At 60.0% G+C, this 13632-nt stretch carries 14 protein-coding genes and 1 other annotated feature; of the genes, 7 read left to right on the top strand and 7 right to left on the bottom strand.

The window, feature by feature from the left end:
* Positions 1–265, bottom strand: a 265-nt coding sequence (locus ACT3S2_RS00005) for an IS3 family transposase (protein WP_444561036.1), incomplete at its 3' end; no start/stop codon positions are given.
* Positions 219–335 (bottom strand) — a sequence feature (AL1L pseudoknot). It overlaps the preceding gene by 47 nt.
* Complete coding sequence (locus ACT3S2_RS00010) at positions 262–612, bottom strand: transposase (protein ID WP_444561037.1); 351 nt, start codon at positions 610–612, stop codon at positions 262–264. (Overlaps the previous feature by 74 nt.) The genes ACT3S2_RS00005 and ACT3S2_RS00010, both read right to left, overlap by 4 nt.
* Before the next feature lie 129 nt (positions 613–741).
* Between ACT3S2_RS00010 and ACT3S2_RS00015 the strand changes: the two genes are divergently transcribed.
* The 3 genes from ACT3S2_RS00015 (at position 742) to ACT3S2_RS00025 (ending at position 4838) form a co-directional block, all read left to right on the top strand.
* The gene (locus ACT3S2_RS00015; protein WP_444561038.1) at positions 742–1749 is read left to right on the top strand and encodes a polysaccharide pyruvyl transferase family protein; all 1008 of its coding nucleotides are present in this window, start codon (positions 742–744) and stop codon (positions 1747–1749) included.
* A gap of 249 nt (positions 1750–1998) precedes the next feature.
* A complete protein-coding gene (locus ACT3S2_RS00020) occupies positions 1999–3330 on the top strand; it encodes a UDP-glucose dehydrogenase family protein (RefSeq protein ID WP_444561106.1) in 1332 nt (443 codons plus the stop codon).
* Between the two features lie 65 nt (positions 3331–3395).
* The gene (locus ACT3S2_RS00025; protein ID WP_444561039.1) at positions 3396–4838 is read left to right on the top strand and encodes a sugar transferase; all 1443 of its coding nucleotides are present in this window, start codon (positions 3396–3398) and stop codon (positions 4836–4838) included.
* 22 nt (positions 4839–4860) lie between these two features.
* On the opposite strand, the gene ACT3S2_RS00030 is transcribed toward ACT3S2_RS00025, so the two are convergent.
* Both ACT3S2_RS00030 and ACT3S2_RS00035 read right to left on the bottom strand, forming a co-directional pair.
* Positions 4861–6339, bottom strand: a complete 1479-nt coding sequence (locus ACT3S2_RS00030) for an NAD(P)H-hydrate dehydratase (RefSeq protein ID WP_444561040.1) — start codon at positions 6337–6339, stop codon at positions 4861–4863.
* 3 nt (positions 6340–6342) lie between these two features.
* Positions 6343–6693, bottom strand: coding sequence for a holo-ACP synthase (locus tag ACT3S2_RS00035; protein ID WP_444553271.1), 351 nt, complete (start codon positions 6691–6693; stop codon positions 6343–6345).
* 147 nt (positions 6694–6840) lie between these two features.
* On the opposite strand from ACT3S2_RS00035, the gene ACT3S2_RS00040 reads away from it, so the two are divergent.
* Complete coding sequence (locus ACT3S2_RS00040; protein WP_444561041.1) at positions 6841–7416, top strand: mycothiol transferase; 576 nt, start codon at positions 6841–6843, stop codon at positions 7414–7416.
* A gap of 62 nt (positions 7417–7478) precedes the next feature.
* Here ACT3S2_RS00040 and glmS read toward each other — a convergent pair whose 3' ends face one another.
* Complete coding sequence (gene glmS, locus ACT3S2_RS00045; RefSeq protein WP_444561042.1) at positions 7479–9353, bottom strand: glutamine--fructose-6-phosphate transaminase (isomerizing); 1875 nt, start codon at positions 9351–9353, stop codon at positions 7479–7481.
* Between the two features lie 125 nt (positions 9354–9478).
* Between glmS and coaA the strand changes: the two genes are divergently transcribed.
* Positions 9479–10438, top strand: a complete 960-nt coding sequence (gene coaA / locus ACT3S2_RS00050; protein ID WP_444561043.1) for a type I pantothenate kinase — start codon at positions 9479–9481, stop codon at positions 10436–10438.
* Here coaA and ACT3S2_RS00055 read toward each other — a convergent pair whose 3' ends face one another.
* Positions 10439–11476 carry an LCP family protein gene (locus ACT3S2_RS00055; protein WP_444561044.1) on the bottom strand — a complete coding sequence of 346 codons (1038 nt, stop codon included), beginning with the start codon at positions 11474–11476 and terminating at the stop codon, positions 10439–10441.
* A gap of 126 nt (positions 11477–11602) precedes the next feature.
* Between ACT3S2_RS00055 and mscL the strand changes: the two genes are divergently transcribed.
* Both mscL and ACT3S2_RS00065 read left to right on the top strand, forming a co-directional pair.
* Positions 11603–11992, top strand: coding sequence for a large conductance mechanosensitive channel protein MscL (mscL, locus tag ACT3S2_RS00060; protein ID WP_444561045.1), 390 nt, complete (start codon positions 11603–11605; stop codon positions 11990–11992).
* Positions 11993–12215: 223 nt separating this feature from the next.
* On the top strand, positions 12216–12539 hold the full coding sequence (locus ACT3S2_RS00065; protein WP_444561046.1) for a PqqD family protein: 324 nt from the start codon (positions 12216–12218) through the stop codon (positions 12537–12539).
* Between the two features lie 140 nt (positions 12540–12679).
* Here ACT3S2_RS00065 and ACT3S2_RS00070 read toward each other — a convergent pair whose 3' ends face one another.
* Positions 12680–13618, bottom strand: coding sequence for a nucleotidyltransferase family protein (locus ACT3S2_RS00070; RefSeq protein ID WP_444561047.1), 939 nt, complete (start codon positions 13616–13618; stop codon positions 12680–12682).
* Positions 13619–13632 lie beyond the last annotated feature (14 nt).

A 13632-nucleotide genomic window follows, 5' to 3' on the forward strand; every position in this document is an offset into this window, starting at 1 on the left:
TGGACCGCGATACGCCGCGTAGTCCTTCGGTGCGCATGAGCCGCTCCACGGTGCAGCGTGCGACCGGGATTTCCTGTCGGCGCAGCTCGGCATGGACCTTCCGGGCCCCGTAGACGCCGTAGTTCTCGCTATGGACATGGAGGATCAGACCGGTCAGCCTGGCGTCGCGGATGCTCCGCGCAGAGGCTGGGCGGGAACGTCGTGCGTAGTAGGGGACAAGGGGCGATCTGCAGCTGGCGGCAGATCGGCTCGACCCCGTGTTCACCGCGGTGCTTGTCGATGAACGCGCACATCATCTCGAGGGGCGGTCGAGCTCCGCCGCGATAGACAAGTCGAGGCCTGGCGCAGGATCGTGTTCGCCCGTCGTAGCTCGCGTACCTCGCGTTCGAGTTCGGCAAGACGGGTGGCTTCGTCGCTGCTGGTGCCCGGGCGCTGACCGCCGTCGATTTCGGCTTGCTTGACCCAGTTCCGCAGCGACTCGGAATTGATGCGGAGTTGCTCTCCGATGCGTCGGTAGGCGCCGGTCCTGGTGGTCACGTCGCGGCGGGCTTCGACGGCCATCCTCGTGGCCCTATCTTTCAGCTCCGCGGGGTATTTCGGTTTCGCTGGCATGAGATCCATCCTTCCGGTTATTCGATGTCTCCATCAAACCCGGGGCAATACGCTTGGATACTGCCACAATAGTAATGCTGTTGCCTAGTTCGGTTTTGAACCAACCTCACTGTCAAATAAGCTCACATAATGACTTCCATCGCCGCTATTCAAGCTGAGACTCTGAACGTCCTCTCGGGTTTAGTCCACTGTGGGGAACACCTAGCGTTGGTCGATTTCCCCTTACATCAGAATTCCGGTGACTCACTCATCTACTTGGGCCAACTTGAGTACCTCCGAAAAATCGGGGCCGAAGTTCGTTATGTCGCGGATCAAACGCGATACTCGCCGAGCCAACTGCGACGCGCTGTCCCTACCGGCCCGATTTTGATCCAGGGTGGCGGCAACTTCGGAGATCGGTGGCTTGAGTTCCAAGAAATGAGAGAGCGCGTTATCCGCGACTTTCCCGACCGCCGTATTATTCAATTGCCTCAAAGCTTAGACTTTAGCGATGGACCGCGACTGAGGCAGGCGCAGGCCGTACTGGGTGCGCACCCAGCGTTAGTGTTGTTGTTCCGTGACCGACAGAGCTTAAGACGCGCCAAAGAGTGGTTCCCTGCAGCAAGTGTCTTGCACTGTCCCGACATGGCTTTTGGATTCATGCCGGAAACAAGAGAGTCTTCACCGGATTTTGAAATTGTGTTGATTCGTAGAAGAGATACAGAATCGACCCCAGCAGGAAATAGTCTAAGCCTTGACAGGTTAGGTCTGTCGGTCGAATTTGATTGGGGCCTCGTAGGGCGCGAACGTTTCGCCCATTTCTTTTTGAAGCTGCCAGGCGCCCTGCAAAAGCGTATTCCGTTCGTGGGACACGTGTCTCAGAAATTGATGCAATGGTGCTACGTATTGCAGGCGCGCTTAAATGTGCAATCAGCAATAAAAAAGCTCAATCACGGTGAAATTGTTTTGACCAATCGTTTACATGCCGTGATATTGGCTGTCCTTCTCGGAAAAGAAGTTGTTGCTATAGATAACGCAAATGGAAAAATCTCGGCGATCATGGATGATTACCTTCAGGCGTTCGAAGGCGTGCAGCTAGCCGAAAACGCTGCATCGGCCACTGAAGCTGTTAAAAATCTTGTCAAAGCAAAAATCTGACGAAAGACTCCCGAAGTCTCTGCGGGTTGCCTCCGATGTCACTGACAGCAGCCCCCGTTTCGGAAACTACTGTGACGATCCCCGGTGATGTCACTCGTTATCGAATTAGTTGTCACAGAGAATTGTCCACTAGCGTTCTAAGTAGTGGGTAGTGAATTGGCGTTATTCTACGCCGCACAATCATCCTGAACCGGCCGTTCGGTTGGCATCAATATACAAGCAAATGGGGGGGAAAGATTGCCTGTGGCAATTCGTATCACCGTGATCGGCGCGGGATATCTGGGGGCGACGCATGCAGCGTGCATGGCAGAACTTGGTTTCGAAGTTCTCGGACTGGACGTGGATCAAGAGAAAATCGACAGTCTTTCTCGTGGCGAACTACCTTTCCATGAGCCTGGGCTGCCGGAACTTTTACGCAAGCACATCGACTCCGGGCGCTTGCGCTTCACCACTTCCTACAAGGAAGTAGGGGCGTGGGGAGATGTCCACTTCATCGGCGTGGGTACACCGCAGTTGCCGGGCGAATACGCTGCGGACGTGGCCTTCGTGGACGCGGCCACCGTGTCGCTCGCGGAGAACATCACCAAGGATGCGCTGATCGTCGGTAAGTCCACAGTTCCTGTGGGAACAACGCGTCGACTCTTGGGCCTCATCGCTGAAAACAAGCGCGAAGACGTCCAGATCGATCTCGCATGGAACCCAGAGTTCCTGCGCGAAGGATTCGCCGTCAAGGACACGATCACACCGGATCGATTGGTTGTGGGCGTAGACAGCGTGCGTGCAGAAGAGACGCTCCGCGAGGTCTACGCATCCGCATTGGCTCTCGACACTCCCTTCATCAGCACGGACTTCGAGACCGCTGAACTGGTGAAGGTCGCAGCCAATGCTTTCTTGGCAACCAAAATCTCGTTCATCAATGCTTTCTCGGAAGTCACCGAAGCAGTGGGCGGAGACATCCGCACACTGGCCGATGCGATCGGCCACGACTCTCGCATCGGCCGTAAGTTCCTCAATGCCGGCCTCGGATTCGGCGGCGGCTGCCTCCCCAAGGACATCCGCGCCCTGCAGGCGCGCGTGAGCGAACTCGGTCTCGATCGGACCATGCGCTTCCTCACCGAAGTCGATGAAATCAACCTTCGGCGCCGCGAACGAGTCATATACCTCGCTACTGAGATCCTTGGTGACCTTGCCGGCAAGAAGATCGCTGTGTTGGGCGTGACGTTCAAACCCGACAGTGACGATGTGCGTGACTCTCCCTCACTCGACATCGCAGCGAGGCTGTATGGATCAGGAGCCGAGGTCACCGTCTATGACCCGGAAGGCAACGCGAATGCGGCCAAGCGTTTTCCCCGGCTCAACTACGTCGACAACACTTCCACGGCCGTCGCCGACGCGGACCTGGTGATGCTCCTCACGGAGTGGCCCGAGTTCAAGGCCTTGACGCCCATGTCGCTCGAGGGTTTCGTCAACGCGAAGCGGGTCATCGACGCGCGAAATGTCCTTGATGCCACTTCGTGGGAACAAGCAGGCTGGCACTTTACCGCCCTTGGACAGTACTTCGAGCCTACTGTGGCGCGCTAACTCAAGAGCGAATACCCAAAATTGGTCTGATCAGCGGCCAACAAATCGATTCCGGGGGGAATATCTTGAAAAAACCGCATGACGATTGGCATTCGGCGATTCCTAGGCTTTTGGGGATCGTGGATCTGTTGTGCATCTCTGTTGCCGTCGTTGTTGCCCAGCTCGCACGTTTCGGCGCATCAAGCGACCCCGAACTAGCTGGCGCGGTCCCGACCAACTATTGGCTGGTCACTGTCCTCATCGGTTTACTCTGGTGGGCAGCCCTTGCCGGCTGGCAGTCCCGGGACGTCAAGATCCTGGGCGCCGGGGCCGAGGAATATAAGCGAGTCGCCGTCGCATCCCTTTACCTCTTCGGCGCCATCGCGATCTTCTCCTACGCGGGCGAGGTCCCTACCGCCCGCGGCTATGTTGGAGTGGCACTGCCCCTGGGGGTCTTCTTGCTTCTAGCGAGTCGTTGGTTCATGCGAAAATGGCTCATTCGGCGCCGTGCCGCAGGACGGTTCACCCGCAAACTCCTGCTGATCGGTGCTCCTTCTGCGGTTGAGCATCTGCACGAAAACCTGTCCAGAGATTTCGGCGCGGGATACAGGCCGGTCGCTGCTATCCTCCCCGGCCATTCGCTGCAATCGCCTACAGGTCAGGAACTCCAACTGCCGGTGGTCAGCGTCAGCTCTGAGCTAGCAGCCGTACTCAGGGCCATCGAGGAAACCAACGTCGACGCGATCGCGATATCGGCCGGTTCCAGCCTCAAGCCCCGAGTCATCCAGGAGCTCGGCTGGGAGCTCCAGGACCGCGGTATCAGTATGATCATGGCGCCAGCGCTCACCGGTGTTGCCGGACCTCGAATCCACACCCAACCCGTGGCTGGCCTGCCCCTCATCCACGTCACCACGCCAAAGCTTGAAGGCACCAGCGCACTGGTCAAGCGCACCTTCGACATCATCGGTTCCGGTCTAGCCCTGCTCGTGCTCTCCCCGTTCCTTCTGGCCATGGCCCTGCTGGTTCGGGTCGACAGCCCCGGCCCTGCCTTTTTCCAACAGAAGCGGGTCGGCAAGCACGGTAGACCGTTCAAGATGCACAAGTTCCGTTCCATGGTCGCCGACGCCGAGGAACGCTTGGCCGCGTTGCAAGAAACCAACGAGGGAAACGGGACACTCTTCAAAATGAAAGCAGACCCACGCGTCACGCGGTTGGGCGCTTTCATCCGCAGATACAGCATCGACGAGTTACCACAGCTGTGGAACGTTTTCATGGGTGATATGAGCATGGTCGGCCCACGGCCACCACTGGTTTCGGAAGTCGAAACCTATGAAAAGTACGTGCTACGCCGTTTGATGGTCAAGCCAGGCGTTACCGGCCTCTGGCAGGTCAGCGGAAGATCGGATTTGTCGTGGAACGACAGTGTCCGTCTGGACCTCTACTACGTGGAGAACTGGTCGCTCATGAGCGACCTCATCATCCTTTTCCGTACAGCCAAGGCGGTTCTGGGCAAGGACGGCGCCTACTGACCGTTGGCCAGGGGAGTCGAAATCACCGACCATTCACGGATCGCGCCAGTGCCTTGGCATGGGGTCGACGCTCCGCGACGATGCGTGATCCAGCTTCTGCATGGACATGGGCCGACATGGCCGCCAGCTGTACACGCGAACGTGTCGATGAGCCGTTGCCGCAGTCGACGGCCAACATCGCCCCCAAGATGCCGGTCAGCACGTCGCCGCTTCCCGCTGTAGCCAGCTCAGGTCCGCCGTTGTTACTGACGATGGTCGGGCCGTCCGGCGCCACACATACGGTGGCAGGCCCCTTCAACAGCACCACCGAGGAATAGGCAACAGCGGCCCATCGCGCCCAACGAACGGGATTCTGTTCAACGGCCTCCCGATCCAGGCGCATGCCAGCGCGCCGGAGTAGATCTGTGAGCTCTCCCGCATGCGGGGTCAACACCAGCTTTGAGTGCCCCTGTTCCTGAGACAGTCCAGCCAGCGCACTGGCATCAACAACGCATGGCAACCCAGATGAAATAGCCGCCCGTGTCGCAGCGATCTGATCGGCGTCCTCGCCGATTCCCGGACCCACCGCCCAAGCTTGCACGTGGGCCTCAGCATCCTGTGCTGTTACTGCTTCGGGGACGGCCTGGGACAAAAGGGGCCGGACCGTCTCGGTGGCTACTGTCCGTAGCATACCCACGCCGGTGTTCACCGCTGCCGTCGCCGAAAGCACGGCAGCGCCCGGGTACTCGTCGGAGCCAGCGATCAAACCCAAGACTCCCCTGCTGTACTTCTGCGCGCTTGGCTCCGGACGGGGGAATAGCCTGCGGGCATCGCTGCCTTCCATCACGAAGAGGTCCGGTTCCCCGAGGTGTGGGCCCAGGCCGATGTCGACGACCTCGATTCGTCCTGAGAGTAGGTGTCCGGCGCCGACCGTAAGCCCAGTTTTGAGAGCACCAAAGGTCACGGTCAGATCTGCCTGAAGTACGCCGTTGGGTGCGTTTCCCGTATCGGCATCTACCCCCGAAGGCAGATCACAGGCAACCACCAACATATCGTCGGGAATCGTCGGCAGAGAGACACTTCCACGGGCTCCGGTACCCAACACGGCGTCGATCACCAAGTCCACTCCGTTAAGTGCTTCGGTGGCCCGATGCCAACGGCGGTTTCGCCCCCTTGAACCCGCGGGCCCCTCTCTTCCAGCTTCGACGACCTTGCCACCGGCCCGCTGGAAGGCGGCCATCCCTTCCGCATGGACCTTGGGCGCCATGAGAATCGCCGTGCAGGCAACCCCGCGTTTAGCCAGCCGCGCCATCGCGAAAAGTGCGTCGCCACCGTTGTTGCCGCTTCCAATAAGAGCCGCGACCCGAGCACCATAGACCCCACCGAAGCTCTCGCGCAGCAAGTTCATCGTGTGCTGGGCCAAGCCGTGGGCGGCGGCGCGCATGAGTGCGGGGCCATGCCCGGCTTCGACGAGGTGCGCTTCGGCGGCACGAATCTGAGTTCCTGTATATGCATTAATCATGTTCTAGCGCTCCGCAATGACCATGGCCGTGGCCAGGTCTCCATCGTGGCTGAGGGACAAGTGCCAATGACGCACGCCTTTGGACTCCGCAACCTCGGCCACCGTGCCGTCGATCTTCACCTGAGGGGCACCTGCGGCGTCCATGACTACCTGGCAATGTTGCCAGTTCATGCCCGCCGGGGCGCCGAGGGCTTTGGCGACCGCTTCTTTCGCAGCGAAACGCGCCGCCAGCGACCGCATGTTCAGCGCACGTTCGGCCGGCACAAAAAGCCGTTCGCACAACGCCGGGGTTCTTTCCAATTGCGCCGTAAAGCGGGAAACCTGCACTACGTCCACACCAATGCCCACAATCATTCCCCCAGCCTATCGGTTTCGGCGCTTCCAATGGTGGTCACGCGCAGTCGACGCACACTATCCCTTGCCCCACTTCCAGGCGTAGCGTCGGTGACCAGCCTGCCGACCGCCATCGTGCAGGGACGGCAGCCAATGAAAGGGCAACCCATGAGTGCGAATATTGCACGGGAACTTCTACGGGACGGGTTCGACCGTGTTGCGGAAACCGTCCGTTCCGTCACCAGCGGCACCGATGCAAGCGTCCTGCTCCATCAGCCTGACCCCCAGTCGAATCATGCTGCCTGGCTGATCTGGCATCTGACCCGCGTGCAGGACGACCATCTGGCGGACCTCGCCGCCGTTCTCGGCGGCGCCGAAGCCCCCTCCCGCGGCACCGCGCACCAGACTCCCGCGGGCCAGCTATGGCTCGAGCATGGCTGGGCACACCGTCTCGCGCTGCCCTATAAGGAGGAGGACACCGGGTTCGGGCACGACGGCCAGCAGGTCCGGGACTTCGACAACGGGGATTCCGGTCTGCTCTCTGCCTACCATCAGGCGGTCCACGACCGGACGGTGCAGGTGCTGGAGTCTCTGCGTCTCGAGGACTTCGAACGAGTCGTGGACCAAGGCTGGGACCCTCCGGTGACGGCAGCCTCCCGCCTGGTAAGCGTCCTGAACGACACCACCCAGCATGCCGGCCAGGCCGCCTATGTGCGCGGGCTCGCCGAGCGTGCGCTGGGGTAGTCCGCGAACGAAGGATCCCGGTGCATGTGTGCGGCGGGCTCCTTCAGATCGCGTGGGCCGCTCTACTCGACTGTGACGGACTTCGCCAGGTTGCGCGGCTGGTCAACGTCGAAGCCCTTGGAACTGGCCAGCTCACAGGCAAAGAGCTGCAACGGGACGGTGGCCAACAACGGCATCAGCAGGGTCGGGGTCTCCGGAACGTAGAAAACGAATTCGGCGTAGTCACGGACCGCCTCATCTCCGGATTCGGCGATCACCAGGGTCTTGGCCCCACGGGCCCGTACCTCCTGGATGTTGGAGACGACCTTCGAGTGCAGCGAATGCCGTCCCCGCGGGGACGGCACGACGACGAAGACCGGCTGACCATCGTCGATCAGGGCGATCGGTCCGTGCTTGAGTTCGCCGGCGGCGAATCCTTCGGCATGGATGTAGGCGATCTCCTTGAGTTTCAAGGCCCCTTCCATGGCCACCGGGTAGCCGACATGGCGTCCCAGGAACAGCACCGAGGTGGCCTCGGACATCGAACGGGCCAGAGCCTTGACCTCCTCCGCGCGATCCAGGATGTCCTGGATCTTGGCCGGGATGTCCTGCAGGTCCGCGAGAATGTCCTTGATCTGCCCGGTGAACAGGTTGCCACGCAGCTGGGCCAGGTAGAGTCCCAGCACGTAGGTGGCGGTGATCTGCGCCAGGAAGGCTTTGGTCGAGGCCACGGCGATCTCGGGGCCCGCATGGGTGTAGAGCACGGCGTCGGACTCGCGCGGGATCGTGGCGCCGTTGGTATTGCAAATGGATAGCGTCTTGGCGCCTTGCTCCCTGGCGTAGCGAACCGCCATTAACGTATCCATGGTTTCGCCCGACTGTGAGATGGAGACGATCAGGGTGTTGGCATCGACGATCGGGTCTCGATACCGGAATTCATGGCTGAGTTCGACCTCCACGGGGATGCGGCACCAATGCTCGATGGCGTATTTGGCGACCGAGCCGGCATAGGCGGAGGTACCGCAGGCCAGCACGATGATCTTGGAGATGTCGATCAATTCGGAGGCGTCGATGCGCAACTCGTCGAGGGTCATCCGGCCCTCGGCGTCGTAGCGGCCCAGCAGGGTGTCGGCGACGGCGGCCGGCTGGTCGAAAATCTCCTTCTCCATGAAGGAGTCGAATCCTCCCTTTTCCGCGGCGGCAGCGTCCCAGTCAACATGGAATTCGGTGCCTTCAGCCGGGTTTCCGTCGAAGTCGGTGATGACATGGGCATCCGGGGTGATGGTGACGATTTGGTCCTGCCCGAGTTCCACCGCGCGCCGGGTGAAGTCGATGAACCCCGAGACGTCGGATCCCAGGAAGTTCTCGCCCTCGCCCAGCCCGAGGACCAGCGGCGAGTTCCGCCGTGCGGCGACGACCACCCCGGGCTGGCTTTCGTGGATCGCCAACAGCGTGAAGGCGCCTTCAAGGCGCTGGCAGGCCAACTGCATGGAACGAGCCAGGTCCCCGTCTCCAGCATGGGTATAGATGTCGCCCAGCAGGACGGCAGCAACTTCGGTATCGGTTTCCGAGGTGAAGACATGGCCGACTGCGGAGAGTTCAGCTCGCAGATCGGCGAAATTTTCGATGATGCCATTGTGGATCATGGCCAGTTTTCCGTCGTCGGCCAGATGCGGGTGGGCGTTGACGTCCGAGGGTCCGCCGTGGGTGGCCCACCGCGTGTGTCCGATGCCGGTCAGTGAATTCGGCAGCGGGGCCGCTTCGAGTTCGGCGATCAGGTTGACCAGTTTGCCGGCCTTCTTCCGGGACTCAAGTCCGGATTCCCCGAGGACGGCGATCCCGGCGGAGTCGTAGCCGCGGTATTCCAACCGCCGCAGCCCCTCCAGAACCACGTCGAGGGCCCCATGGTTTCCGGTTGTTTTTCCTGGGCGGCCTACGTAGCCAACAATTCCACACATGCGCATAAGAATACCGCGCCGAAGAACCGATATTCGTCATTTCTGGGCTCTGGTGCCAGAGGCCGCCGCGGCAGTGGGCGTGCCCCGGTTTGGGGATACGGCGGCAGGCTTGGCACAATTCAGTGGTGAGCGCCTCCCGAGACCACGACGCCGGAGTCTCCCCTTTTGTGGAACTGGACCGGCAGACCTGGGCACGACTGTCCAACGAGATCACCCAACCGCTCGATGAGGGCGATCTAATCAGGCTGAGTGGCCTCGGCGAAAAACTCGATCTCAAAGAGATCAGGGACGTCTATCTTCCCCTCTCCCGCCTGCTGAACCTCTATGTGCAGGCCGCCGGTCAACTACACCAGGCCACCAACACCTTCCTCGGGGAATCGACCCGACGCACCCCCTTCGTCATCGGCGTCGCCGGCTCCGTGGCCGTGGGGAAGTCGACGACGGCCCGTGTGCTCCAGGAAATGCTGCGCCGCTGGCCAGATACCCCCAATGTCGAGCTGGTCACCACCGACGGTTTCCTGCACTCCAACGAGGTACTGGAACGCCGCGGCCTGATGCACCGCAAGGGCTTCCCCGAAGCTTACGACCGGCGCGCCCTACTGCGCTTCGTTTCAGCGGTGAAATCCGGTGCCGAAGAGGTCCGCGCCCCGTGGTATTCGCACCTGACGTACGACATAGTTCCCGGCAAGGAGGTGGTCGTCCACCGCCCCGACGTGCTCATCGTCGAGGGGCTGAACGTCCTGGCCCCGGCACAGGTCAGAAGCGATGGAACGGCCGGTTTGGCGCTCAGCGACTTCTTCGATTTCTCCGTCTATGTCGATGCTCAGACGCAGGCGATCGAGAACTGGTACGTCAAGCGGTTCATGAAACTGCGCAGCGGCGCGTTCGCAGATCCGGCCTCCTACTTCCACCGGTATTCGAGCCTGTCCGATGATGAAGCACGCGAAACCGCCTTGAGCATCTGGCGTCAGATCAACGAACCGAACCTCCGCGAGAACGTCCTGCCCACGCGGGGGCGCGCCCAGCTGGTGTTGACCAAGGACAGCGATCACTCGATCCGACGCATGCTGCTGCGCAAAATTTAATTATAAATCGTGCTCCCTCATGAATTTCTCCAGGTCATCGTCGGTGAGCGCGGTCGACAGGTCGTCGATGGCCTCATCGTCCGGCAGCACGATCGACTGCCCGTCCGAGGACCTGCCCGTTCCATTGTTCGGCAAGGTGAAGAAGTGGATCTTGTCGTTGCGGATGCTCTTCAGTGAAAGGCCCAGCTTGCCGACCATCGATGCGCTTAGGGTCTCGTCCACCGAGAGGTATGGCGACAACTCGTCGACGGCATTGGAAATACGCCCGGGGTTGGTCAGCGTGTCCTTGGCCAACAGCTTGCCCATGAGCGCCTTGATGAAGATCTGCTGGTCGCGCACACGCTGGTAGTCACCGTCCTTGAACGCATAACGTTCACGCACGAAACCCAGCGCTTGATCGCCATCCATATGCGTCGGTCCTGCCTTGAACGTATGGTTTCCGTGTTTTGAGGTGAAGCCCACCGGGACATCGACGTCCACTCCCCCGAGCGCGTCCGTCAGGCCCTTGAACCCCTCGAAATCCACCGAGGCGACATGGTCAATGCGGGTATCTAGTAGGCCCTCGATGGTTTGAACGGCCAACGGCACCCCGCCAAAGGAGAAGGCCGCGTTGATCTTATGGTTGCCCCTCCCCGGAATCGGTACCCAGGTATCGCGCATGATGGACGTGACATAGACGTTCTTCCGATCGCTAGGAACGTGCACGAGCATCATGGTGTCCGATCGACCGGCATTTGGAACCCCGTGGAGATCCTCCGTCTCCCCGGAACCGCCACGGGCATCGCTGCCCAACAGCAAGATATTCACCGCATCCTCGTTCGAGGCCTGCTTCTGCGGCCGCTGTGACTCGGCGGGGAAGGCATCGTCGATTTTCTCTGTCTTGCTGTCGAAGCTGCTGCCCAGCGAAAAGAGATAACCACCAGCGACGACGGCGGCGATGACCACTAGGACTATTAGGGAGAGGATCGTGATCCTGACCGGGTGCCGCTTCTGATGATGGGTTGTATCCTCGTGATCATGAATGCGCGCGTTAGTCATACCGCTCTTCCTTTTGTCCCCAGCATGTCAGGGCAAGTCTAGGTGGGCGTCCCTGACGCCCAGACAGCCCACGCCAAATAACCCATTTGCTGGGTCTAGATAACGAAACCTTGTACAATCTAGCGCATGCTACAGGGATTCAAGGACTTCGTCATGAAGGGCAACGTCGTAGACCTTGCCGTCGCCGTGGTGATTGGTGGTGCCTTCGCCACCGTCATCGATGCATTCGTGAACAGCGTGCTGATGCCGCTGATCTCGGTGCTCGTGGGCACCCCGAACTTTGACAACTTTTTGGCGGTGGGCCCGGAGCATGCCATCAAGATCGGCGTTCTACTCACCGCAGTCGTCAATTTCCTGCTCGTCGCCGCGGCCATCTACTTCGTGGTCGTCATGCCGATGAACAAGATGATCGAGCGCCGTAATGCACGCCTGGGTATCCTCCCGGAAGAGGTAGAAGCCGATCCGCAGGTCGCCCTGTTGACTGAGATCCGCGATTCGTTGCAACCACGATCCTGATGGTCATTACTTGACCGGGCGCTACCTGCATTCGGATAAACCCAGTGGGCCCCACCTGATGATGGGGCCCACTTCCACATGTAGGCGTTGACGCTGACACTGGTAGTTGGTGCGATCGGTTCTTCAGGTTCTCTGCTGTGGCGCCTGGGGTGCCCCGGACTTGCTCACCTCTGCCGACGGTACGGGCACCGTGGGCGCACCCGGTATGCAATAGAGTGAACGCATGGATCGCAAGTCACCACCTACCAACATTTTCTTGCAGAAGGCAGACGGAGTCGCGTCCGTCGTTTCGGATGAGTACCAACGGATCGCGATACTGAGTCCAAGCATCGATCAACCAGTGATACTCAGCGGTACCGGTGCAGTGCTATGGGACATCCTCGACGACGTCTCCACGACACAAGAGCTCATTGAACGGGTCGCCGAAATCTATTCTGCCGACCCATCCGAAGTCAGAACCGATGTGGACAGATTTGTCGAAAGTCTTATAGATCAGAGGCTTCTAGTAGCCGGTACTGTCCCTCGTCGGCAGCAGGAGGCGCGGTAGGCAGGTTATTCCGTCCGTTATAGCCTCTTCTGTCTGATTGTCAGAAACGGCATCCCTAACGGCTTGGCACTCATGCAATTCAACGAGACGCTAGGTGCTTCGACGACGGGTGGAAGCTTGAAGTGCACGGTAAGCCCGATTCAGGCTCGTCCCTGACCGTTCCTAACCGTTCGATATTCTCTGAGGATTTGTGGGAGGGATCTCAGGAACGATCCCCAGCGAACGATTCGGATCCTGAGGACATGCACTCTGCCGACTCCCATGAGAGACCGGTTACTTTCTTCGAACATGCGCCTCGGCGGAAACAGGGCTCGTCGAATCAGTGGCCACCGCCGGTTCGGTGGTAGCGAGGCAAGTTGCAGCAAGCGGTGCACTCCCGGAGCAGAAACCGTCGTTCGCTGAACCCAATCAGACGATACTTCGGGGAAGTCCACCTCTATGGCTTGGGGGTACGCCGCAAGTAAATAGGGCTTCATGGAAGCGAGGGCATCAATGTCCGCCGCGAGATCACGGATTTCGCTCCACGATGGCATCGCGGCTTCATGCAGGAGATAGTCCAGTTCAGAAACATTTTTGGGGAGGGCAGGCGCCCGTAGAGCATGGAGAGCCTGAATAATGGTTGCTCCTGATCGATCAAGCCCAAGCACGGGACGACTAGCCAACGTGAATTCCTGCCGGTGCTTCCATAGCAGCGGGAACGAAGTCTCTGGTGGAGCTTCGATGCCAGGAAACACAAAGTGGATATCAATGTCGGTGGGCCATTGAGGATGAAACATCGTCACCGAATGAATCGGTTGCGGAGGGCAGACTTCGTTTGAACGGAGCTTCCATCCCCGGTCAGCCAGGCCCTCGACGACTGTCTCAGATTTTCCTGGCTCCACGAGGACATCAATATCGTTCGAATCCCCGGGCGGCCGGACCCCGATCTGGACAGCAACGGGCCCTTTGATAAACAGGACGCGGACCTGAAGATCCTCGCATATCTGCGCCACAAGGGCAGCGGAAAGCAAGACGGACTCCTGGGACCTCAAAGTCGTTGTGTGTTGATCCACTTCGCTGACGCCCCCAGACGACTTCATGGTAAGGCCCCTCC

Origin of the sequence: Arthrobacter sp. AOP36-A1-22 (assembly GCF_052377615.1) — a bacterium.
In the GTDB taxonomy this organism is placed as follows: Bacteria; Actinomycetota; Actinomycetes; order Actinomycetales; family Micrococcaceae; genus Arthrobacter_H.